General features: G+C 71.8%; 20 protein-coding genes and 1 pseudogene. 14 read left to right on the top strand and 7 right to left on the bottom strand.

The features are described from left to right. Positions 1-39: 39 nt before the first annotated feature. The 3 genes from LXT23_RS34220 to LXT23_RS34210 are packed head-to-tail and all read left to right on the top strand — an operon-like array spanning position 40 to position 3,462. Positions 40-1,026: a Rieske (2Fe-2S) protein gene (locus tag LXT23_RS34220; protein ID WP_253984593.1), complete on the top strand. Its 987-nt coding sequence runs from the start codon at positions 40-42 to the stop codon at positions 1,024-1,026. Then, on the top strand, positions 1,010-1,948 hold the full coding sequence (locus LXT23_RS34215; protein WP_253984592.1) for a fatty acid desaturase: 939 nt from the start codon (positions 1,010-1,012) through the stop codon (positions 1,946-1,948). Before LXT23_RS34220 ends, LXT23_RS34215 begins: the two co-directional genes overlap by 17 nt. Continuing rightward, a complete protein-coding gene (locus LXT23_RS34210; RefSeq protein ID WP_253984591.1) occupies positions 1,945-3,462 on the top strand; it encodes a phosphatase PAP2 family protein in 1,518 nt (505 codons plus the stop codon). Before LXT23_RS34215 ends, LXT23_RS34210 begins: the two co-directional genes overlap by 4 nt. Here LXT23_RS34210 and LXT23_RS34205 read toward each other — a convergent pair. Together LXT23_RS34205 and LXT23_RS34200 are read right to left on the bottom strand one after the other, a co-directional pair. Next, on the bottom strand, positions 3,425-4,045 hold the full coding sequence (locus LXT23_RS34205; protein WP_253984590.1) for an SgcJ/EcaC family oxidoreductase: 621 nt from the start codon (positions 4,043-4,045) through the stop codon (positions 3,425-3,427). The genes LXT23_RS34210 and LXT23_RS34205 overlap by 38 nt on opposite strands. A 30-nt stretch (positions 4,046-4,075) precedes the next feature. Then, a complete protein-coding gene (locus tag LXT23_RS34200; protein ID WP_253984589.1) occupies positions 4,076-5,182 on the bottom strand; it encodes a hypothetical protein in 1,107 nt (368 codons plus the stop codon). Positions 5,183-5,390: 208 nt separating this feature from the next. On the opposite strand from LXT23_RS34200, the gene LXT23_RS34195 reads away from it, so the two are divergent. Beyond that, entirely contained in the window at positions 5,391-6,341 is a 951-nt protein-coding gene (locus LXT23_RS34195; protein WP_253984588.1) for a patatin-like phospholipase family protein, read from the top strand. Between the two features lie 11 nt (positions 6,342-6,352). On the opposite strand, the gene LXT23_RS34190 is transcribed toward LXT23_RS34195, so the two are convergent. Continuing rightward, positions 6,353-7,351, bottom strand: a complete 999-nt coding sequence (locus LXT23_RS34190; protein ID WP_253984587.1) for an SMP-30/gluconolactonase/LRE family protein — start codon at positions 7,349-7,351, stop codon at positions 6,353-6,355. Positions 7,352-7,630: 279 nt separating this feature from the next. Here LXT23_RS34190 and LXT23_RS50780 point away from each other — a divergent pair. Continuing rightward, positions 7,631-7,792, top strand: a pseudogene (locus tag LXT23_RS50780) (helix-turn-helix domain-containing protein); the annotation flags it as partial. Between the two features lie 822 nt (positions 7,793-8,614). Here the strand turns inward: LXT23_RS50780 and LXT23_RS34185 are convergent. Together LXT23_RS34185 and LXT23_RS34180 are read right to left on the bottom strand one after the other, a co-directional pair. After that, entirely contained in the window at positions 8,615-9,448 is an 834-nt protein-coding gene (locus tag LXT23_RS34185; protein WP_253984586.1) for a helix-turn-helix transcriptional regulator, read from the bottom strand. 46 nt (positions 9,449-9,494) lie between these two features. After that, positions 9,495-11,675, bottom strand: coding sequence for a neutral/alkaline non-lysosomal ceramidase N-terminal domain-containing protein (locus tag LXT23_RS34180; RefSeq protein ID WP_253984585.1), 2,181 nt, complete (start codon positions 11,673-11,675; stop codon positions 9,495-9,497). A 114-nt stretch (positions 11,676-11,789) separates the two neighbouring features. On the opposite strand from LXT23_RS34180, the gene LXT23_RS34175 reads away from it, so the two are divergent. Both LXT23_RS34175 and LXT23_RS34170 read left to right on the top strand, forming a co-directional pair. Further along, positions 11,790-12,533, top strand: coding sequence for a hypothetical protein (locus tag LXT23_RS34175; RefSeq protein WP_253984584.1), 744 nt, complete (start codon positions 11,790-11,792; stop codon positions 12,531-12,533). 47 nt (positions 12,534-12,580) lie between these two features. After that, positions 12,581-14,656 carry a hypothetical protein gene (locus LXT23_RS34170; protein ID WP_253984583.1) on the top strand — a complete coding sequence of 692 codons (2,076 nt, stop codon included), beginning with the start codon at positions 12,581-12,583 and terminating at the stop codon, positions 14,654-14,656. 16 nt (positions 14,657-14,672) lie between these two features. Here LXT23_RS34170 and LXT23_RS34165 read toward each other — a convergent pair whose 3' ends face one another. After that, entirely contained in the window at positions 14,673-15,323 is a 651-nt protein-coding gene (locus LXT23_RS34165) for an NADPH-dependent F420 reductase (protein ID WP_253984582.1), read from the bottom strand. A gap of 106 nt (positions 15,324-15,429) precedes the next feature. Here LXT23_RS34165 and LXT23_RS34160 point away from each other — a divergent pair, with 106 nt between their 5' ends. Beyond that, positions 15,430-16,332 (top strand): LysR family transcriptional regulator, encoded by a 903-nt coding sequence (locus tag LXT23_RS34160; RefSeq protein ID WP_253984581.1) that lies wholly within the window; start codon positions 15,430-15,432, stop codon positions 16,330-16,332. Between the two features lie 9 nt (positions 16,333-16,341). Here LXT23_RS34160 and LXT23_RS34155 read toward each other — a convergent pair whose 3' ends face one another. Next, positions 16,342-17,079, bottom strand: coding sequence for a TVP38/TMEM64 family protein (locus LXT23_RS34155; protein WP_253984580.1), 738 nt, complete (start codon positions 17,077-17,079; stop codon positions 16,342-16,344). Between the two features lie 351 nt (positions 17,080-17,430). On the opposite strand from LXT23_RS34155, the gene LXT23_RS34150 reads away from it, so the two are divergent. The 6 genes from LXT23_RS34150 to LXT23_RS34125 are packed head-to-tail and all read left to right on the top strand — an operon-like array spanning position 17,431 to position 22,485. Further along, positions 17,431-17,892: a general stress protein gene (locus LXT23_RS34150; RefSeq protein WP_253984579.1), complete on the top strand. Its 462-nt coding sequence runs from the start codon at positions 17,431-17,433 to the stop codon at positions 17,890-17,892. 37 nt (positions 17,893-17,929) lie between these two features. After that, on the top strand, positions 17,930-18,268 hold the full coding sequence (locus LXT23_RS34145) for a hypothetical protein (RefSeq protein WP_253984578.1): 339 nt from the start codon (positions 17,930-17,932) through the stop codon (positions 18,266-18,268). 31 nt (positions 18,269-18,299) lie between these two features. Then, a complete protein-coding gene (locus tag LXT23_RS34140; protein WP_253984577.1) occupies positions 18,300-19,514 on the top strand; it encodes a sodium:proton exchanger in 1,215 nt (404 codons plus the stop codon). Continuing rightward, positions 19,511-20,809, top strand: coding sequence for a cation:proton antiporter (locus tag LXT23_RS34135; RefSeq protein ID WP_253984576.1), 1,299 nt, complete (start codon positions 19,511-19,513; stop codon positions 20,807-20,809). The genes LXT23_RS34140 and LXT23_RS34135 overlap by 4 nt, the downstream gene beginning before the upstream one ends. A 56-nt stretch (positions 20,810-20,865) precedes the next feature. Then, positions 20,866-21,477 carry an L-threonylcarbamoyladenylate synthase gene (locus tag LXT23_RS34130; protein ID WP_253984575.1) on the top strand — a complete coding sequence of 204 codons (612 nt, stop codon included), beginning with the start codon at positions 20,866-20,868 and terminating at the stop codon, positions 21,475-21,477. 21 nt (positions 21,478-21,498) lie between these two features. Further along, positions 21,499-22,485: a hypothetical protein gene (locus tag LXT23_RS34125; protein WP_253984574.1), complete on the top strand. Its 987-nt coding sequence runs from the start codon at positions 21,499-21,501 to the stop codon at positions 22,483-22,485. The last annotated feature ends 25 nt before the right edge of the window (positions 22,486-22,510 follow it).

The following is a 22,510-nucleotide window of genomic DNA, read 5'->3' as shown; positions in this document are numbered from 1 at the left end:
ACACTCTGGTTTTGACGCTGGATGGCTTAGCCTCGCGGCATGGCGGTGAATGTCGCGGCGTGGTCGGACCCGGTCCGTCAACCCGAGCCGGGGCGGCTGCGGACGTGGCACCTCGTGTGCCCGTCCGAGTCCCTCCGGCCCGGGCAGGTCATGGGCTTCAGCCTGGGCGGGCGTGAGCTGGTGCTCTTTCGCGGGCAGGGCGGCACGGTGTTCGCGCTGTCCGCGCACTGCGCCCACATGGGCACCCACCTCGCGGGCGGCACCGTGGTGGGCGACTGCCTCCGCTGCCCGCTGCACCACTGGCGCTTCGATGGGAGCGGTGCCTGCCGCGCGGTTCCCCGTCAGCCGGAGGTGACGGGCCGGCCCGGGCAGCGGCCGTTCCCCGTGGTGGAGCGCCATGGCGCCATCCTGGTCTTCAACGGGCCCGTGGTGCTGTTCCCCCCTCCAGCGGTGGGCGACGCGGAGCTGCGCTGGCGCACCGGGCCCGCCGTCACCGTGCGCTGCGACTGGCTGCCCGTCATCGCCAACTCGTTCGACATCGAGCACCTGCGCACCGTGCACCGCCGGGAGTTGTGGGACGCGCCCACCGTGGAGCGGCCGGACCCGTTCACCTTCCGCCTGCGCTACACGTCGCGCGTCACCGGCACCGGCCCGAGCGACCGGCTGATGAAGGCCCTGTCCGGCAACCGCATCGGCGTCACCATCACCCTGCACGGCGGGACGCTGCTGTCGGTGGAGAGCGACCTGGGCCGCACCCGGAGCGCCCTGGTCGCCGGCCTCCACAAGACGCCCGAGGGCATGTCCGTGCGGCTGGCCTTCGCCGCCCGGCGCAGCCACGTCCCGGGGATGGACGGCGTGTCGCTCGCGGTGTCCCGGTGGCTCTTCACGGCGTTCCTGCGCAGGGACCTCTCCGTGCTCCATGGCATGCGCTTCAATGCCGCTGGCGCCGCGGAGGACCCGGTGCTGCGGCAGCTGCTCGACTTCACCGCCAGCCTCCCGGAGGACCGCGATGACGAGCGAGGGTAGGGGCCCGCCGATTCCGGCCGCCCTCAACGTCGTGCTCCTGGCGTCCGCGCTGGGCGCCTGCGCCGCGTGCCTGTGGGTGGCCACGCATGCGGAGACCTGGACCGTCCGGCTGCTGGCCGCGGTTGCGTTCTCCTTCGTGAACAACACCGTCTTCTCGCTGCTGCACGAGGCCACGCACGGCGTGCTGCACCCGGTGCGGTGGGTGAATGACGGGCTCGGACGGCTGGCCGCGACGCTGTTCCCCACGTCCTTCACCATGCAGCGCGCCTTCCACCTGAACCACCACCGCCACAACCGCACCCACCTGGAGCAGTTCGACTACTTCCGGCCCGGGGACAACCGCCTGCTCAAGCGCGCGCAGTGGTACTCCATCCTCTCCGGGCTCTACTGGCTCTTCGTGCCCGTGGGCGCGGTGGCCTTCGCGCTGGTGCCCGGGCTGCTGCACCGGCTGCGCGGCACGGGCACCCGCTATGGCGAGCAGACGGGCGCGGACGCGTACCTCGGGCGACTGGAGGCGGCGCCGGGCGCGGCCATCCGGTGGGAGGTGCTGCTCGCGGTGGCCGTGCAGGCCGGGCTCGCGGTGGCGCTGGAGCTGTCCGTCACGGGCCAGGCGCTCTGCTACGCGGCGTTCGCCGTCAACTGGAGCGGGCTCCAGTATGCGGACCATGCCTGGTCTCCGCTGCACGTCCGGGACGGGGCGTGGGATTTGCGCGTGGCCGCTCCGGTGCGCTGGCTGTTCCTCAACTACCACTACCACCGCGCCCACCACCGGCATCCCCAGGTGCCGTGGCTCCACCTGGGCCACTACGTGGACCCGGACGTGCCCCGGCCGTCCTTCCTGCGCGTCTGGTTGTCGATGTGGCGTGGCCCCCGGCCGCTGCCCGCGGCAACCTTGCCCGCGGCAACCTTGGAGGAGCGATGAGTGAGCGTCCCGCCCTGTTCGGCTGGCCCCGGCGCGAGGAGCTGATCCTCACCGGCGCGATGACCGCCGGGTTCGCGCTGTTCTTCCTCGCCGTGTACGGCGGCGCGAGCTGGGTGACGGGCTTCTATCCCGGCGGCCTGCACGTGGACCTGCCCTTCGAGCGCCACATCCCGTTCATCCCGGCATGGGCCGCCGTCTACGTGAGCATGGACGTGCTGCTGCTGCTGTCGCTGCTCGTGTTCCGCACGTGGCGCGACATGCTGCCCTTCGCGCTCGTGCTCTGCGTGCAGACGGTGCTGGGCGCGCTGTTCTTCCTCGTGCTGCCCGTGGAGGTGGCGTGGCCGCCCCGCCTGGTGCAGGGCGGCTGGGCGGACGTCTTCCTCCTGGCCGATACGATGAACCTGGAGCGCAACTACCTGCCATCGCTCCACGTGGCCTTCGCGTGCACCGCCGCGCTGGCCTATGCCGAGCGCTCGGGCTGGTTCGCGCAGACGGTGTTCGGCCTGTGGGCGGCGGGTATCGCGGCGTCCACGTTGCTCATCCACGAGCACCACCTGGTGGACGTGCTGGCCGGGGTGCTCCTGGCCTGGGGCACCTGGCGGCTGCTCTCGCCCTGGGTGCGGCGCGAGGACTTCCTGGACGCGGTGCGGATGGAGGCCCTGTGCGCCAGGGAGCTGTTCCGCTTCACGCGCCGACACCCGCGCTACGGGCTGATTGGCCTGGCGCTCTATGGGACCTCGCTGGGCCGCTCGTGGCGTGCCGCGCGCGTGGCCCGGGTGGGGTTCTGCTTCCTCCAGCTGGTGGACGACGTGTTGGATGGAGACCGTCGCGTCGAGGGCGAGCCGCTCGACTTCGTGGATGCGCTGGTGGAGGAGCTGGAGTCGGGCCAGGTGCGGGACACCGGGACGGCGGCCACGCTGGGACGGTGGCTGCTCGCCCACCTGGGGGACGCGGAGGCCCGGGGGCAGGTCTTCGCGCTCATGCGCCACATGCGCAAGGACCGTGAGCGCGTGCTCGCGCAGCGGTGGCTCACGGACGAGGCGCTCCGCTCGCACCATCGGGAGACCTTCCGGCTCTCGGTGGACCTGATGCTCTACGTGGCCGGGGGCCGGGTGCGCGCGACGAATGCCCCTGCGCTCCTCGAGGCCTTCGGCTGGTGCTCCGTCCAACGTGACTTGCGGGAGGACCTGGGACTGGGCCTCTACAACGTGCCGGCCGAGGTGGCGGAGCAGGTGCGGAGCGAGGGCGCGGACCCGGCCCGCTACGAGGCGCTGCTGGGCTCGGCCGCGGGTCGCGCGTGGGTGGTGGCGGAGTACGGCCGCGCGCGGGCGCTGCTGGACCGCTCGGCGGAGGAGCTGACGGCCCTGGGGGCGCACACGGGCGTGCGGCTGCTGTGGCTGTTCCACCGCTCCATCGAGGGCTTCTGGCGGAAGCGGCTGCCCCGGCGCCTGCCGTTCCTCAGAGGGGAGGCGCAGGTCAGGTCGTTGCCTTCCGGCGCGTCGTCCGGCCGATGACGAAGCCGGCGAGGAGCGCGCCCACCGCGATGAGGGCGAGCAGCACCGCCCCGTAGTTCTTCAGCTTCGACATCAGCGGGTTGTCGAACACGTTGGTGGAGTAGTGGAAGGCGGCGATGAGCCACTGGTCGCCCTCGCGGACCATGGTGCAGGTCCACCGGCTGTCGATGACGATGTCCGTGCCATCCGTGAGGACGTAGTGGTCCTTGGACGAGCCCCGGGCGACGCCGGTGCTCCCGTAGAGGCGCGTGAGGTCGTCCACCTCGAACTTCGCCGTCACCTTCTCCACCACGCGGTTCGGCCCGCGCATCATCTCGTCGTAGTAGGCGCGGATGGACTCCTTGCCCACGCGCACGTCGTTGTTCATCGTGGTGAAGACGACGTCCGGGTGCAGGTGCGACAGCAGCCGGTCCACGTCCTGCTTGTTGAGCGCGTCCTCCATGTCCTGCTTGAGGGCGCGCAGCGCGTTGTGCGTGGCCTCCACGTCCGGCGGCGCTGCGGGGGCGGCGGCATCCTGGGCGAGCGCCCACGCGGGCATGAAGGAGAGCAGCAACGCCGCCACACAGCCGAGGGTCCGCGTCATCAGGGCTCCAGGAAGGAAGGAGGCGGCATCCTAGCGGCCTCTTCCCTGGGGAGCACTCGCCACCTTCCACCCCCGGCCCGCGAGCTCATCCCGGAGGCGCGCGACGTCCTTCACGGGGTCCCACGTCCCGTGGGCCCAGGGAAGCACCTCGTCCAGGATGGCCTGGTGGATCTCCCTCGCCGACTGGAGCGGGGTGAGCGGGTCCGGTGAGTCTTCCGTGGAGCCGAAGGACCCGGTGAGGGCGGACTGGCGGCTCAGGGCGCGGCAGGCGGCCCAGACACACGCGCCCAGCGGGTCTCCGTCGTCCTCGTGGAGCGGTGGCGCGTCGGAGTCTCGGGGCTCCTCGCGTGGCAGGCACCGCGTGGCGTAGGTCACCGACCAGCAGGCGGAGTAGGCATGTGGCGGGGTGGCCGCCTGGCTGGGTACGACGTGCCCGTCGTACACGGCGCTGTCGACGAGCGCGTCCGTGGGCGACTGGAGCCAGGCATCCATCGCCATGACCGCGCGCCGGGGACCGTCGTTGGTCGGGTCCTGGTACTCCCACAGCCCCAGCACCCGGCGCGCGGCCGCGAGCGCGACGCGGACGGTCATTTCGGGACCTTGCGCCCGGAGCTGCTCGGCCCAGCGCGCGAGCATCCAGGCCGGTGTGTCGGCGGGCAGCCTGGGGGGCGGCACGTCCCGGAGCAGGGCCGCCACGCGGGCCTCGGCGGCGGGGCCCGCTGGCAGCGGCGGCGCGCGGTTGCGGCACAGGTCCCGAACGATGTCGTCGATGGCGGCGTCCGCGTACGGTTCCAGCGAGCAGAGCTTCCGGTAGCCGGAGAGCGTCGGCAGGGCAGAGGCCGCCCGCGCACCCAGCCTGCCGAGCAGCAGCAGCGCCTTCATGCCTCTCTCGCGTCGGGCGCTCTCGATGGCATAGGCGTCGACGCGGCTGAGCGTCTTGGGCTCGGGACGGGCCTCGCCCGCCTTCCAGACGGCGTCCAGGAGCAGCGGGATGGCTCGCGCCGGCTCCAGTTGTCCGAGGATGCGCAGCGCCTCGAGGTCGTTGGCGTCGTCCAGCATGGCTTGCTCCTCCAGCACGGTGAGCACCTTCGGGCCATCCGGAAAACGGCCGGTGAGGCCACCGCCAGGCAGGGACACGCAGTGGAGTCCCTCCGGACCCGCGAAGCATCGCACCTCGGATGAGCCAGGAGGAGGGCCTGGCGATGAACAGGGAGTGGCGCCGGGGGGCGATTCCCTGGCCTCTGGCACGTGTCTATCCCTCCTCGACCGGGTGTGACCATGGGCTCCGCCCGGGCCGTGCCGCGCGCCCGGGCCAGTCATCCAGCCCAGGAGGTGTGTCGTGGTCATGACGGAACGCCCCGCAACGCTCGTGCTCTCCGGTGGTGGCGCCAAGGGAGCCTTCCAGGTGGGCGCCGAGCGCGTCCTGCGCGAGGTCCACGGCTTCCGCTGGGAGCGCATCTTCGGCGTCTCCGTGGGCGCCCTGAACGCCGCGCTCCTGGCGCAGCACGCCTTCAAGGAGCTGAACGACGTCTGGCTGAACATCCGCGAGACAGACGTGTACCGGAAGTTCCCCTGGCCCGTCATCGCGCTGCGGCTGGGCCTCCTCCGCAAGCTGGGGCTCTATGACGGCACGCCGCTGCGGGACTTCATCTACCGGAATGCCGCCGGGCGCCCCTTCGTCGTGCCTGCCCACGTGGGCCGCGTGTCGCTGGTCTCCGGCAACTACGAGCTGGTGCCCAGCGAGGCGAAGGACTTCCTGGACGCCGTCTGGCAGAGCGCGACCATGCCGGTCATCTGGGAGCCCATCGGGCCCACCGCCATCGTCGACGGTGGGCTCCGCAACGTCACGCCCCTGGGGGACGCGCTGCAGTTCGGCCCCACGGAGATCGTCGTCATCGCCTGCTCCTCGCCGAAGCTCGAGTCCGCGAAGGCCCCGGCCAACATCCTGGACGTGGCCAAGCGCAGCCTCGTGGACATCACCATCAACGAAATCCTCCTCAACGACGTGGACACCTTCGTCCGCATCAACGACATCGTGAGGCAGGCCTACGAAGAGGGCTACACGCTGCGGCGGCCGGATGGCGTGCCCTACCGCTACTGCCGCATCACCGTCATCGAGCCGGCGAAGCCGCTGGGGGACACGCTCGACTTCTCACCGGAGATGATCCGCATGCGGATGCGTCACGGTGAGGAGATGGCCCGGTCCGCCTTGAAGCCCACGGGCGTGGGCCCCGGCGAGCGCATGCCGCCACAGGTGGGGCCCGACTATCACGAGCCCACCCTGCGCCCCGTGTAGCCGCTTCGAGGCTACTCCGGCAGGGACACGCGGCGGACGCGGAAGGGCAGCTCCAGCGGCGGTGGGGTCGGGCTGGTGAGATGGGAGAGCTGGCTCTCCGAGACCCACGCACTGCCCTCCGCAAGTTCCACCGAGGTGGGGTCCTTGAGTCCTTCCTGGAGCTTCGTCACCGCGCCCCGGCCGTCCGCGCCCAGGGCGATGCGCGACACCGCCGTGCCGTACTGCTCCACGACGACGAGCCCCGCCGAGGCGGAGTGCTTCAGCCCGTCCGGGCCCACCAGGGGCCGGTCCAAGGGCACCTCCTGCACGGCGCCCGCCGCACCTCCCGCGGTGATGGGGATGCGGAACAGCTTCCCGTCCGCCGTCTTCACCGCGTAGAGCGACGACGCTCCGTCGAAGGCGAGCCCGTTGAGGCCGAACTGCCCCTGCGGCCCGTAGAGCGCATCGGCCTGGATCCACACCTCCGCCGAGTTGTCGGTGTCCACGCGCGCCGCCGGCACCCGGATGATGCGCCCGAGGAAGCTGTCCGTCGCGTAAAGGTTGCCGGCAGTGTCCAGGGCCAGCTCGTTGCAGAACCCCGAGCCAGCGCCCTGCTGCGCGGGGAACACATGCCGGTGGACGGCCTGTCCCGTGGACAGGCTCACGGCGATGAGCTCCGGCGCATCCGGTGTGCCGAACACGTTGCTGCACAGCCACAGGTACTGCTTCTCCTCCTGCACCAGCAGCCCCACCACGCCCGTCACGATTGCGCGTGGAGCGACGAAGTCCTCTGCCCGGGCGCTGCCGGGCCGCACCCGGACGATGCGTCCGTTCATCAGGCTGCCCACGTACAGGGTGTCGTCCGCGCCGGCGGCGATGCCCTCCGGGTAGAAGTCGTCGCCTGGCAGGATGAGCTCCGTGACTCCGTCGCGAGACGGCACGGGCGCTTCATCCTCCGAGCACCCGAAGACACCGCCACACGCCAGGACCCACAGCGCACTGCCCAGGATGCCTACTCTGCTTGCCTTCATGGTCTGCCTCCACGTTCGTGAGAGAACGGGAGGCAAGGTGTCCGCGGGCCGTGATGCGTTCTTGAAGAATCTTGCGCCTGTTTCTTTCCGCCTCGTTCGACACGCGGGCAAGGCCTTCCCGGCCTGCCTCCCGGAAGGAGCGGTCTGCCGCTGGCGACCGTGGTCTCCGGTGACCTGCCCGGTCGTCCGCCGTCGGCATGTCAGCCCCACCCGGTAGGAAGGTGCTGGCGGAAGGAACGTTCCTTCCACGGGCGGGTCGGTCCGGCAGGGGGTGGGCGGATGATAGAGCTGTACCAGCAGTTCGTGGCCACGCGGATGGAGGAGGCAGCGGCGGTGATGGCGCAGCGCGGCTACGACAAGACTCCGGCCGCGGAGCTGGCGCGGGTGATGCGTATGTCGGTCGGCTCGCTGTACCGGCGCTACGGCAGCAAGCGTGGCTGTGCGCTGGCCATTCGGGACTTCTCCGACGACGAGCTGTCCCGGTATGCGCGCTACGAGTTCCAGATGGCCAGCACGGACGAGGGCGCGGGCTTTCGCGAGGGCTTCTTCGCCCTCTGGAGGCTGCTGGCCCGCTACGCGTTGCGGATGCCCGGAGTCTTCAGCTTCGTCTTCCTGCACGCCCACCCGGAGCAGGCGCCGGACGACGAGCGAGGCTGGCGGGTGCGAGACCTGGTCCGGGAAGTCGTCAGCCAGGGCGAGCGTGACGGAGCGCTGATACCGGGTTCAGCGATGGCGAGGACGTGCCTAGTGTGGGGCGCGCTGGCGGAGCTGGGACGGGTGGCGGCGAGGTGGGAAGGCGCAGTGACGGAAGAGGACGTGCTCGCGTCAGCCGAGGCGCTCTGGCGGGCGCTGGGGCCCAGGGAGAAGTCGACGCCCCGGGGGCCCGGGGGCATGCTTCCTCCAGGCGGCGAGAGGGCCCCGGACGAGACGCCCGGCAGCGACTCGGCGGTGGCTATGACGCTTCAAGCTTCATACGGCGAGAGGGCCCCGGATGCGGCGCCCGGCAGCGACTCGGCGGTGCCCATGCCGCTTCCGTCTCCAGACTGCGAGGAGGCCCTGGAGGAAGCGCCTGGCAGCGACTCGGCGGTGCCCATGCCGCTTCCGTCTCCAGACTGCGAGGAGGCCCTGGAGGAGGCACCCGACAGCGGCTCGGCGAATGCCGCGGGTGAAGACGCAGTGCCTTGCGCGAATGACAGGCCACCCTCGGGAGCGCTCTATGCGCGGGGGCTGCTCGGAACTCGTGAGACTCCTTCACGCCTCGAATCAAGCGCCGCGTGCATACGCGCGGGGTGTCACGCCGTAGGAGTCCTTGAAGGTGCGCGAGAAGTGGGCCTGGTCCGCGAAGCCCAGCTCATAGGCCACCTCTCCCGCGGGCGCTCCCTGGCGCAGCAGGGGGAGAGCTCTCGTCAGCCGCAATCGCTGCTGGTACGTGTGGGGCGGCAGGCCCGTCTCACGGGAGAAGACGCGCGCCAGGTGGTACTTGCTCAGCCCCACCGCACCGGACAGCTCCTCCAGCGACACGCGCTCCGTTGCGTGCGCATGCAGGTACTCACGGGCCCGGCGCACCGCGCGTGCCTCCAGTCCCACGGGGTAGAGGACCGCCGCTCCATCACGTCGGGCGAAGAGGTCTACCAGGGCCTCCACCAGCCACGCCTCCCACTCCAGTGCGGTCGCGCCTTCTCCCAGGCGCTGGTGCAGGCGAAGGAAGCTGTGCGCGGCGCGCGCGTCCTCCAGCGCCGTCACCTCCGAGGGCAACCGTACAGCGCGAGGACCGAGCCCCTCCAGGGCCCGCATGACCACGGAGGGTTCGAGGTGCAGGCTGCGCAGCATGGGCAGGTGGCGCGGATCCGCGGAGGCCGCGTGAGGGGCCCCGGGCGGGACGAAGAAGAGCGCGCCGTGCGCGCCCGCGCCCTGCGTATAGAGGCGAGAGTCCGTCTCCGTGGTGACGACGCCGGCCTGCAGCAGGCCCAGCTCCCACTGGCGATGATGGTGCATGTCCGCCGCGAAGCGACGGCCCTGGACGAAATACCGGTCGATGCCGGAGGGCCGGGCGTCGGGACTGTCGGGCGTCTCGTAGGCGCAGGGGAGTTGGGGCATGGGACGCGGTTTCAGCCTGGAGAACGCGGGCCTCGAGCGTGCGCTCCTAGGGCAGCACCTCCGACACCTCGCGCGAGCGGGCGGCACCGGGCGGGCAGCGGTCCGCGACGCCCTCGGTGACGGAGAACTCTCGCGACACGCCGGTGTAGGGACGCGGGGGCTCGTCCGGGCGGGGGCGCCACTCTCCGGCATGGCGGAGGCGGTAGGTGCCCGGGGGCGTGTCCTCGGGGATGTCCCACTCCACCGTCACGTGCGAGCAGGCGCCGCGCGGCGGGCAGGGGTAGCCCTTCCACCGGTACTTCGTCTCCCAGTCCCAGTCGTAGGCCACGGGCACCCAGCTCCCGTCCTCCTGGCGGCGCTGGACTTCCAGGAAGGAGCCCTGCGTGTGCAGGTTGTTGCGGGGGTGGCCACCCCAGAAGGTGGCGCTCGCGGTGGCACAGCGCGGGTAGCTGGCGCCCGCGTCCCTGCCCGAGACGACCGAGCCGAAGGTGACGGTGCCGAAGCGCGGGTCTGCCCTGGGCACCTCGTCGTACGTATGGGACAGGCGGATTTCGCGGACGCGGCCTCCCGGCGGCTTCGGCTTCGGTCCCCGGGGGACGTCGGTGCCGGCGGCGAGCGCCTCCGCCAGCTTCGCGGACTCCTGCTGCACCGCCGCGAGCTGCCACGGGCCGAAGTGGGTGGACGCGCCCTCGTAGTCCTGCTGCGCGTACTCCTGCCGCGTGGTGAGGTAGCCCGAGTACGCATTCGACAGGCCGGCGATGACGACGTGCTCCACACCCGCGGGGGCCAGGCGCTCGCGCACCGTCTCGCGCAGGCGCCGTCCCGCCATGGTGGTCATCTCGAAGGGCACGGCCACCAGCGCGAGGTTGCCCAGCCGCACGATTTGGAGCGGCAGCACGTTGGGGCTCATGATGGGGCACTCCTCGCCCGGCTTGAGCGCCACCGGCTTCTCGGCCTGGCAGGGGTCGTTGTCCACGCCGCACAGGAAGCCGGCCAGCGGGTCTCCGCAGCGCACGCCCTCGCGGCCCACGCCCCGGCCGTCCTCGGCGCCCGCGAGCATGGAGATGCCCAGCGCCGCCTTGCACGTGCGGCGCTCCTGGCCGTCCGCCCAGCGGGGCTCCACCTTCACGGCGTCCATCTTCACGTAGGTGTGCCGGGAGTCCACGCCGCCCGTGAGCGGCCGTGCGCCGGCGGTGTCCTCGAAGAGCTTCCACGCCAGCTCGAACTGGCGGCGGCCCGCCTCCTCGGTGGCGGCCAGCTCTCCCTCGCCCCGGCCGTCCCCGCCGCCGTAGACGTTGGGCGTCACGTCGCCCTCGTTGCTCTGCGCGAAGGCGGCCACGAAGGTCTTGGGGGAGCCGTAGTCCGTGTCCAGCCGCTTCTCGAAGAGGTAGGACGCGTAGCCCTTGTTGTCGCCGCTGATGAGGCGGTTGGTGTTGGTCATCGACGTGGCGTGCACGGCGAACCAGTTCACCATGCCCACCGGCGTCGGCTCGCTGGCCCCCGGAGGCGCGGCCTCCAGGCGCAGCAGCGTCATGGCCGTGTCCACGTTGCCCGCATACTTCGAGCGCTCCTCGAGCGGGTTGCGCTCGTACGCGCGGGCGGAGCGGTTGTCGCTCGCGCCGGGCAGGTTGCCCGTGTTCACCCGGATGCGGCCGGGGGCGAGGTTGTCGTGGGCGCGGACGATGGACTGGAAGATGCCCTCCGCGATGGCCTCGAAGTTCTGCGGCACGAAGCCGATGAACGGAATGCCCAGGAACGTGTGGTTGTAGAGCGCGTGGTGCGAGTACCCGCCCGGCCCGGCGTGCGTGTGCGTGGCGCTCAGCAGCACGTTGGCGTCCGTGTAGAGGTCCTCCCCGTAGCGCTCGCGCAGCTTGCGGAGCACCGACTGCTGCACGGCCTGGAACAGCATGCCCAGGTCCGCGCTGACGAACACCACCCGCTTGCCGTTGCAGGGCGAGGCGATGACGAAGGCGCGCGAGCGCAGCCGCTGGTGGATGCCCGCGGTGTTCTGGCCCGCCTTGACGTAGCCCATCATCATCACCTGCGCCGCCGGGCCGGTGATGTCGTAGAGGCCCGTGCCCACCTCGAAGTCCGTCTGGCCCTGGCAGCCCTGGGCCCGGGCGCGGAGCGCGGTCGCCTCCGGCGCGCGCTTCGAGGCGCAGCCGCCCAGGGCCAGCAGGGCGAGGACCCACGCGAGCCTCCACGTTCCTGAGGACTGGCATTGCATGGTGGTGGTTCCCCCTCGGTAGGATGGGCGAAGCGCCCCGTTCATGGCGCCCGAGGTTATCCCACCGTGATGCGCTCGCCGTCGCCTGCCGAAAAGTCGCAGGAAGAAAACCGTGTGGCCGAGGGGACGGCGCTGCTGGAGCAGCTGGCGTCGCGGGTGGTGGAGGCGCGCGCGGCCTCGGACGAGCGTCGGGCGGGCATGGCCGGGGCCGTCAACGCGCTGATGGCGAGGCTGCCCGCGCAGGTGGAGCCCGAAGCGGGCGCCGCACTGCTCCAGCGCCTCCTGGAAGAGGGGAGCCTGGAGGGGCTGGTGGATGAGGCGGGCCAGCCCTCCAGCATTGCGGCCACCCGGACGCTCCTGGAGCTGGGCTACCCCCATGCCCTGGCGATGACGCCAGAGCGCCTGGAGGCCCTGCGCCGCTGGAGGCCCCGGCGCCAGCGGGTGCCCTGGGTCGCCATCGCGGGGACGCTGTTCCTCTCCTTCATCGCGCAGGTGGCCTTCATGACGCTGGGGGACAGCAGCAGGCTCCTTTTCCAGATGTCCCTGGCCGCACTGACCGGGGAGGTGGAGCCCCCCGAGCTCACCTGGCTGCAGCAGCTGGAGCAGGTCATGTACTTCCACCGGGAAGAGGTGTTCGTCGGACAGCTGCTGGCGAACTTCGCGGCCTTCCTGCTGGCCGTGACGGTGGGATGGACGCACCGGGGACACTGGCTGGCCCGGCGGACCTTCTTCGGCATCGCCGCGGCCTCGTTGGTGGTGGGGGGCCTGCAGGTGGTGCCCAGCGGATGGCTGGCGATGACCACGTGGACCGCCGGTGCTGGAGCACTGGTGTCGGGACTGCTGATGAGGAAGCGGTAGGAAGCGGGGAGCCTCCATTCATTGCCGGGTGTGACGCCGAGGAACGCATGGGACGACGTGCCGGGTGGATGGGAGTCGCGGCGGTGCTCGTGGGCGTGGCGCGGCCCGCCCTGGCGTTCAAGGCCAGCGGTCACGACATCATCGAGGCGCAGGCGTACCGCGCGCTCGCGGAGGGCTCCACGCGGTACGACGACGGTCTGGGAGGCGAGGCCGAGGGACGGCAGGTGCTCGAGGACCTGATGGAGGCGGGCATCCTGAAGGGCGCGCGCTGCTTCCCGGTGTACTCGAAGGAGCGGGTGTGTCCTCCCGGCGAGGCCGCGCGCGCGCTCGACTGGTGGCCCCGGCCGTGGACGGGCCACTCGGACATGGTGTTCTCCCGGCAGTTCGGGCCGGTGGGGCAGTGCTACCACTTCCTCGGGAGGCGCTCTGATGAGCGGCTCGGCCAGGACCGGGGGCTGGGCGAGGTGGCCTTCTCCCGGTGCATGGGTACGTTGCGCGAGCTGATGAACGTGGTGGCCGGCGCGGACCCGCTGCTCGCGCACGGCCTCAACAACGGCATCTACGAGCTGCTGCACGCGGTGGGGGACTCGTTCTCCTCGGCGCACGCCGAGCGGGCGGAGGAAGGCACCGGCGCCGTGCAGTGGCTGCGGACGTGGAACATGGTGCCCCTGTTCCAGCGCCCGAATCCGACGCTGCGCCACGACTTCGACGATGCGAGGGACCAGCGCTTCCTCGACGTCAGCGCCACGGCGCTGGCCGCGGACCCGGCGTGCGAGCCGGACTCCGAGCACCCCTACACCTTCAAGCGCGAGTGCCTGTCCACCGAGGCCCGGGCCGCCGTCAACGGCCTGCGCGAGCTGCTGGTGGTGGCGTGGCGCGTGCGAAACCGCATGGCCGGCGCCTGCCGGGGCCAGGTGCCCCTGGAGTGTCCGGACAACCTGCGGGACTGGGAGGCGTACGAGGCCCGCTACCTGCGGCCGCCGCCGCCCCCGGGACTCGCGGCCTCGGACGTGAAGCACGGCTACCGGCTCAGCACAGAGGACCTGGACGCCTTCCCGGTGGCGCACGTGGGGCTCGTGGGTGCTGTCGGCATGACGGGCCGGGGCACCACGCTGGGCGGGCGGGCGGTGCTGCCGCTGACGATGGCGCCGGACAAGGTGCGGCCGCTGCTGCCCTCGGTGGGGTTGATGGGCGGCGGGTGGTGGACGGAGGCCGGCCGCTCCAGCTTCGTCGGTGAGCTGGACGTGACGCTGTCCCTGCCGTTCTCCGAGTACTTCTCGCTCGGTGTGTCCCCGTACCGCGTCACGTACCAGCCGGGGGAGGACCCGGCGCTGCACGCGCTCTTCGGCACGCCCCAGCTGGACGTGTTCCTCGCCAGCGCCGACGTGGGCCTGCCGGTATGGCTGCGCTTCACGGGGCCGGTGGCGTACGACGTGTTCGAGGACGAGGCCCGCTGGTTCGCGGCGCTCACCGTGGGCGTCCACGTCGACCACTCGCTGCGCATCCCGACGGAGGTCCGCGAGCAGGGCTCGGGCCGGAAGGCGGCGGCGCAGCACCTGCGCGAGCAGTCCCTGGACGCGGAAGAGCCCGGCACCCTCCAAGTGGACTCCGCGCGGCGCTGGGAGCCTCCGCCGCTGGAGGGCCTGTCGCTTCCGAAGCACCTGCCGCGCAAGGCGCTCTACCTGGACGCGGGGGCCACCACGCGCGGCGGCGTCGTCACGGGGCTGACGTTCCTGGCGGACGTGGGGACCGAGCGCACGCCCTGGCGGTGGGCCGTGGGCGGGCGCCTGTTCGCGGACGGACGCGGGCCCCGGGAGCGCGGGCGCACGCGCTATGGCGTGTCCCCCGAGCTGCGCCTGTACCCGCTGCGCTTCCTGGGCGTGGTGGTGGACCCCGCCGAGGGCACGTGGGCGCCGGCGGCGGGCTCCAGGGCCTCGGCGTCCGGCTCGGGAACGAAGCGCGTCGGGCTCGGCGGGCGCGCGGGCCTGGCGCTGCGGTGGGAGGTGCTGCAGGCGGTGGTGCGGGCACCACCGTTCTCCTACTCGCGCCGGGTGTGGGAGCGCTCCGCGGGCCTGGAGCTGTCACTGGGCCTGGACTTCGCGCCGCTGCTGGAAATCGACTGAGCGGCGCGGCGCGGGCTCAGGCGCGGATGAGCTGGAAGTTGAAGTCCGCGGTGCCGAGCGTCTGGTACAGGCGGATCCACAGCGGCAGGCTCATCTCCATGGCGCGCGCGCCGGTGATGTCCCCCAGGTCGATGATGCGCTTCCAGCCGAAGCCCTCGGTGAGGACCTGGGTGACCTGCTTCTTCGCCCCGGCGTCATTCCCGCAGATGAACAGCTCCGTCGGGCCAGGCAGCTTCGACGGCTCCACCATGACGCTGGCGGTGACGGTGTTGAGCGCCTTGACGACCTTCACGTCCGGGAAGGCGCGCTGGAGCTGCTCGCCCAGCGAGTCCGTGTTGCAGACGGACAGGGTGGGGGGAAAGCCCTTCGAGAAGTCGAGCGGGTTGCTCACGTCCACCAGCACCTTGCCGTCGAGGGCCTGGGCTCCGGCGGCCTTCACCGCCTCCAGCGAGGCCGTGCCCGCCGTGCAGTTGAAGACCAGCTCGCCGAAGGCCGCGGCGTCCGTAAAGGTGCCCTGCGACGCGCGGGCGCCTGCCTTCTGCGTCCACGCCGCCGCCTTCTCGTTGTTCGCAGTGCGCGAGCCCATGCGCACCTCGTGGCCCAGCGCCACCAGCTTGCTGCCCAGCGTCTCGCCCACCAGCCCCGTACCCAGGATTGCAATCTTCATGACGTCCTCCTGCTTCGTGGATGGGGGCAACCCTAACCGTCAACTCCGAAGGCATCGAGCGCGCGGGAGTTGAACCATCGTCAACTCCAGGTTGACAATGAGGGCCATGGACCTGTTCGCGGGAGTGCTCCCATTCCTCCACGTGGCGGAGGAGCGCAGCTTCCGGAAGGCGGCGGAGCGGCTCGGTGTCACCACGGCGGCGGTGAGCAAGGCGGTGCGGAAGCTGGAGGACGACGTGGGCGCGCGGCTGTTGGAGCGCACGTCGCGCCAGGTGGCGCTCACGCCGGAGGGCGCCGAGTTCCTGGAGCGGGCGCGAGAGGCGGTGGCGCAGGTGCGGGCGGCCCGCGAGACGGTGGCCCAGGCCCAGCGCGCGCCTCGGGGCCCGCTCACGGTGGCGCTGCCCTACATCCTGTCTCCGGTGGTGCTGCCCCGGCTGGCGCGGCTCCAGGCCCGCTATCCGCAGCTCACCCTCCATGTGCGGCTGGATGATCGCTTCAGCCGCATGGTGGACGAGCACATCGACGTGGCCATCCGCGTGGGGGCCCTGGAGGACTCGAGCCTGGTGGCGCGGCGGCTCTTGCACACCCGCTGGGTGACGCTGGCCTCGCCCGCGCACCTGGCCCGGTACGGCACGCCGCAGCGCCCGGAGGAGCTGTCACGCCACCCGTGCCTGAAGTTCGTGGATCCGCGCGGCCTGGCACGGGACTGGGTCTTCCGCCGCGAGCCCGGAGGCGCGCCGGAGGTGGTGCGCACGCGGCAGGCCCTGGACGTCAACCATGGCCCCGCGCTGCTGGACCTGGCGGCGGCGGGCGCCGGCATCTGCCAGGTGCTGGACTTCATGCTGGACGAGCGCGCGAGGGATGGGCGGCTGGTGGAGGTGCTCGCGGATCACGCCGCGGAAGGGCCGCCCGTCCATGCCCTGTGCATCCCCGGCCGCCAGGCCGTGCCGCGCGTGCAGGCGCTGCTCCAATTGCTGTCGGAGGAGCTGCGGCCCCCCGGCCGTACGTAGCCCAAGGCGCTACCAGGTGGCGGGCATGCCTTCCGGCTTCGAGGCCCCCGGCCGCACATGGGCGGCCCGCGCCTCGTCAGAGGCCAGGCCCTGCGCGCCGCAGGGAGGCTGATCCGCGTTGGCCTCGTCCGGAGCGTCGTTGATCTCCTTGTAGAAGCGCCGGCCAATGAACACGCCGAGCACCAGCGACACCACGAGCCCCACCGCCGACACGGCCGTCATCACGGTGCGGCCCTGCGCCAGGCCACTGCCGAACTGCGCGGTGAGGAAGGTGCCCGGAATGGTGCCCAGCAGGACGCCGGCCACCGAGGGCCACAGGCGCGCGCCACTGGCCGCCGCGGCCACCAGCATCACGTCGGTGGGGCACAGCGGGTTGATGCACGCCAGGAAGGTGAAGAGGAAGTCATGGCGCTTCGCCGCCCGAGACAGGGCGGGGTACTTGCCGCCAGCCAGGCGCTTCATCGGCCCCGTGCCCAGCTTCCGCGCCACCCCGAAGAGCAACATGGCAGACAGGAAGCTGCCTGTTAGTGAATAGAGGGTCGCTGCGAGCGTCCCGAACATCATCCCGCCGACAGCCGTCAGCAGCTGACCGGGCAGCAGCGTCACCGGGCGGATGGCGAGAAAGGCGATGTAGGCCAGGGGGGCCGCGTCACCGAAGGGCTCCAGGACGGCGGCAATGTTCTGCTGATCGATGAAGTCCGGGCCGAGAAACCGGAGCATCACCAGTCCGCCAATGGAGACAAGCATCGGGGCCAATACCCGAAGCCAGGTCTTCGCTGCCTGCGCCACGCCATGCCTCCCCGCCGCCCGCCCGCCGGACGCGCCGTGGGCAGAAGGTGGAGGGCCTATCGGGAATCGGCAATGTGCAGTGCGGTGTTTCAAACAATGAAGCGTCCTGGCGGACATGCCTCCGCCCGGCTCGGATGCTCGGCAGGCGTAGCGAAGTATCCGAATTTACTGGCGTTTTTCGTGCCTGTGTCATTCGCGAACGGCTGGCGGTGTACGGAGCTTGCTTGCATCGGGGCGCTTCCGTCCCAAGGTTTCAGGCAAGGGACACCGAGGCGCGGGGCGGTGGCAGTCACGAGAGGAGATGGCGATATGTCGGACAAGGACAACAAGGGAAGCATGACGGTGGCGGAAGCGGGCCGTAAGGGCGGAGAGACTGTCCGGAACGAGCGAGGCCGCGAGTTCTACGAGACCATCGGCCGCAAGGGCGGCGCGACGGTCAAGGCCGAGCGCGGTCGCTCCTTCTACGAGGAGATCGGCCGAAAGGGAGGCGAGACGGTCAAGGCCGAGCGCGGCGCGAAGTTCTACGAGGAGATCGGCAAGAAGGGTGGCGACCGCGTGAAGGCCACCCGCGGGCCGAACTTCTACGAGGAGATCGGCCGCAAGGGTGGGCAGAAGGTGAAGAAGCTCATCGAAGAGGGCAAGCGCGCGGCCCGCGCGGCGATGGCGGCTTCCCCGGCGGAGGGCGCCGCCGCGGAGGGCGCTGCGCCGACGGGTGGCACCACCGCGGCCCCTGCCTCCGAGCCCACCCCGGGCCCGGGGCAGAACGAGTAGCGTGGCGTCAGGCGCGCGGACCCGGTAAGAGGTCCGCGTGTACCTGCTCATCACGTTCCTCGAACAGCTGGAAGGCACCGAGCGCGCCATCCGCCGGCTCCGGGAGTTCGGCATCCCGGAGCCGCTGGTGGTGAGGGCGCGGAGCGCGGCGGCGGCGCTGTCCGCGGAGGTCCCCGTGTTCGCGGGGCTGCGCAGCCTGGCGCTGGGCGCGGACGAGGACCGGGTGCTCCTGGTGAGCCTGCTGCCCGTGCTGCCCGCCGAGGAAGTCGAGCGGCTGGTGCAGCGCGTCCAACTGGAAATGGATGCGGACGACCCGCCCATGGGCAGGCTGGTCGCCCTGCCGGTGATCGCCGCGCCCACCCACCGCCGCTCGTGACGTGGGGCTGCGGGCGGTGTAAGCACGCCTCGTGCAAGCGCTGCTCGTACTGCTCACCATCGCGGCGCTGTCGCTGCTCGTCTCCAACCGTGCGTTGGACCCGGGGCGCTTTCCCGCGCTGACGCGGCTGGCGGCCAGCGGCTTCCTGTTCCTGCTCTTCGGCATCCTCGTGGGGCCGTCGGTCTCCGGGGTGCTGTCCGCGCGCAGCCTGGAGGGCATGCGCCCGGTGCTGGCCCTGGGGCTGGGCACTGCGGGAGTCATCCTCGGCCTCAACCTGGAGCCCCGGCTGCTACGGCTGCTGCCGCGGCCGGTGTACTCGGCGGCGCTGGCCCATGCGGGCACGGCCTTCCTCTTCGTCGCGCTGCCGCTGTCGGGCCCGCTGCTGCTGACGTCGGGGCTGTCCCCGCAGGCGGCGGTGGGCGCGGCGGCGCTGCTGGGCGCGGCGGCGAGCCTGTCGTCCGGCCACTTCGCGGTGCTGGCGTACCGGTCCGGGCGGTTGGACCGGGCGCGCGGGCTGGGCGTGGCGCTGCTGACGATGCTGGACGACGCGGTGGGGCTGGGCGTGCTGGCGCTCGCGCTGGTGCTGGGCGCCACGACGAGCCTGGGCGAGGGGCTGGGCCTGGTGTGCCTCGCGGTCCTGCTGGGCGTCATGTGCGGGGCGCTGCTGGCCTTCCTCACGCACTCGCTGAAGGACCTCGCGGAGCTCACCACGGTGACGCTGGGCGGGGTGGCGCTGGTGGGCGGCGCGGCGGCCTACCTGCGCGTGTCCGCGCTGCTGGCGGGGGTGGCCTGCGGGGCCACGCTGGCGCTGGTGGGTGGGCGCACGGTGGAGCGGGCGGCGCGCGCGCTGGGCCGGGTGGAGCGGCCCGCCTTCCTGGTGCTGGTGTTCCTGGTGGGCTGCGGCGTGCACGCGCGGGACTGGTGGGCCTGGTCGCTGGTGCCGGGCTTCGTGGGGCTGCGGTTCCTGGGCAAGGTGCTGGGCGGCCGGTTCGCGCAGCGGCTGGCGGGGGGCACGCTGGAGCTGCCTCCGCGGCTGGGCTACGCGCTCATCGCCCAGGGCGGCCTGGCGCTGTGCCTGGTGGCCGAGTACGGGATGCTGGTGCCCGGCGGGCTGTCGCAGCGGGTGCTCGACGTGGTGGTGGTGGGCGCGGTGGTGAACGAGCTGCTGGCCGGGCAGGCCTTCCGCCAGGTGCTGGAGCCCGCGCGCCCGGCCCCTCGGGCCTCCGACGTGGAGGTGGCGACATGAAGGGGGCGGTGGTCCGGCTGCTGCTCCTGATGGGGCTCTTGGCCATCATCAGCCGGGCGCAGGTGCTGCGCGCGGACGCGGGCACGCCGGTGACGCTGGCGGCCGGGGCGCTGCTGTTGTGCGGCCTCTTCGCGGGCAAGGTGGCCAAGGGGCTTGGGCTGCCGCGGCTCACCGGCTACCTCCTGGTGGGCGTGGCGGTGGGGCCGTATGCGCTGGGGTTCATCCCCGGAGCGGGGCTGAAGGGGCTGGAGCTGGTGAAGGGGCTGGCGGTGAGCCTCATCGCGCTGGTGGCCGGCACGGAGCTGCGCCTGGGGCTCATCAAGCGGGTGGGCGCGCGGGTGGCCATGCTGTGCCTGGGCGTGTGCGGGGTGACCTTCGTGGCGTGCTTCGGCGCCGTCTTCGCGCTCAAGCCGCTCTTGCCGTTCCTGGCGCCCATGACGGTGCCGCAGGCGCTGGCGGTGAGCGCGCTGGTGTCCACGGTGGTGGTGTCCTTCTCGCCCACCGTCACGATTGCCATCGTCCAGGAGACGCGCGCGCGCGGCTCGTTCACCGAGTTCCTGATGGCGCTGGTCATCATCGGCGACCTGGTGGTGATGGTGGCCTTCGCGCTGGCGGCGGGCGTGACGAAGGCCAGCTTCGGCGGCGGGCTGGACGTGGCGGAGCTGCTCAGCGGGGTGGGGTGGGAGCTGTTCGGCTCGGTGGGCGTGGGGTGCGCGCTGGCGGTGGTGGTGCTCATCTACATGCGGGGCGTGAAGCAGGAGCTGCCGCTGTTCCTGGTGGGCCTGTCCTTCGCCGCGGCCGAGGGGGGCGCGCGGCTGCACCTGTCGCCGCTGCTGGTGTCGCTGGCGGCCGGGGCGCTCATCTCCAACCTGGACGAGCGGGCCGGGGAGCGCATCCACCACGCGATTCAGCAGGCGGGGCTGCCGGTGTTCGCGCTGTTCTTCGCGGCGGCCGGGGCGGGGCTGCACCTGGACGCGCTGGTGACGGTGGGGCCGGCGGCGCTGCTGCTGGTGGTGCTGCGGGCCGGGGCCATCTGGCTGTCATGCCGCCGCTTCGCGCCCGCGGACGACCCGCGGCTGAAGCAGTACCTGTGGATGGGGCTCATCTCCCAGGCGGGCGTCACCTTCGGCCTGGCGGCGCTGGTGTCGCGGACGTTCCCCACCTTCGGGCCGCAGGTGGAGGTGCTCATCGTGGCGATGATTACCGCGCACGAGCTGGTGGGCCCGGTGCTCACCCGGCGGGCGCTGGCGGCGAGCAAGGAGATCCGCACGGACGAGGCGGCGGGAACGGCGTAGGCTGCGCCCGCGCCGGCCCGGAACCCCCCGGGCGGGACAGGAGGCACGGAGACATCATGGCCGCACCCATCCTCGAGGTGGACCTGGAGCATCCCTCGCCACGCCACGTGCAGCGGGCGGTGGAGGTGCTCGAGCGCGGCGGGCTCCTGGCCTACCCGACGGACACGTACTACGGCCTGGGCTGCGACTTGAGCTCGAAGAAGGGCATCGAGCGGCTGTACCAGCTCAAGGGGCGCGACAAGAAAAAGCCCCTGTCCTTCCTGTGCCCGGACCTGTCTGACGTGGCCAAATACGCCCATGTGAGCAATTTCGCGTATCGGACGATGAAGGGTCTCACTCCCGGTGCGTTCACCTTCATCCTGGAGGCGACGCGGCTGGTGCCGGATTTGATGATGTCCAAGCAGAAGCAGGTGGGCATCCGCGTACCGGACGCGCCGTTGGTGCGAGAGGTGGCGCGGGCGCTGGGCCGCCCTCTGGTGACGACGTCGGCGACCAACACCGAGGGTGTGCCGCTGACGGACGCGAAGGACATCAAGGCCGAGCTCGGACACGGGCTGGAGCTCATCCTGGACGGGGGGGTGACCCTCAACGAACCGTCCACGGTGATTTCACTCATCGGCGATACGCTTGAAATCCTCCGGCAGGGCAAGGGTAGTCTAGGGGATTGAACCTGACGAAGGGGGGCCACCGTGGCACAGGGGGGCACAGAGCCAGGACCCGTGGATGCTCCGGAGCAGGTGCCCGGACTGCTGAAGTTGTTGCTGTTGCTCCTCTTCCGGCCGGTGGACCTGCACTACAGGCTCCGCGCCGCGGGCATCCGTATGCCCGGAGGCCGCATCGGCCAGCTGTGGCGTGAGCAGGCCGAGGGCGGCCGGGCCGCGGGGCTCTACGTCCGGCGCCTGTTGCTGCTGCTGGTGGTGGGCTCGCCGCTGATGACGGGGCTGCTGGGCCTGGTGTTGTTCGGCGCGGGGATTCCGCTGCGGGGCGGGTGGGGGATGTCGGCGCTGTTCTGCTCGGCGGCGGGGCTGATGCTGGCGCTGGTGTCGGGGCTGGCGGCGGGGGTGCTGCTGGGCTCGCTGGCGAGCCTGTCCATGGTGGTGGGGCTGCATGCCACGGCGGGAGGTGCCTTCGGGCCGCTGCTGGGCGGCGCGGCCGGCATGGTGGTGGGCGCGTGCATGGGCGTGGTGGCGGGGCTGGCGTCCGGGAGCATCGCGAGCGTCGCCGGTGGGCGGGGCCCGTCGGTGGTGCGGGTGCAGGTGGCGGCCGTCGCCACCAGCGTGATTCCCATGGTGGTGTGGAGCGGCGCGGCCAACGTGTCCTTCGCGGGCGCGGTGGCGGCCAGCGCGCTGGTGACCTTCCTGGTGAGCGCCTTCCGGCTGCCGCTGTACGCGCTGGAGGTGCTGGCCTCGGCGGTGGCGTACGCGGTGGAGAAGTGGACGGGGCGCCCCACGCTGAGCTGGGTGCCGGTGCGGCATCACAACCTGAGCTACCTGCCGCACCCGTTCCTGGGGCGGCACCTGGCGCTGGCGGTGCGCTCGCGGCCGGCGGAGGTGCTGGCGGTGGCGGACGCGTGCCTGCGCTCTCCCGGCAACATCCTGGTGGGGTGGCCGTGGGTGGTGCAGGCGCTGGAGTCGGCTTCGGCGTCGGCGGATGGAGGCGCGGCGCCGCGGAGCTGAGCGGGCGACCGGGAAGGCCTGGGAC

It is taken from the genome of Pyxidicoccus xibeiensis (assembly GCF_024198175.1).
In the GTDB taxonomy this organism is placed as follows: Bacteria; Myxococcota; Myxococcia; order Myxococcales; family Myxococcaceae; genus Myxococcus; species Myxococcus xibeiensis.
The sequence above is the reverse complement of the archived record's forward strand: the minus strand, read 5'-3'. Positions and strand labels throughout refer to the sequence as shown.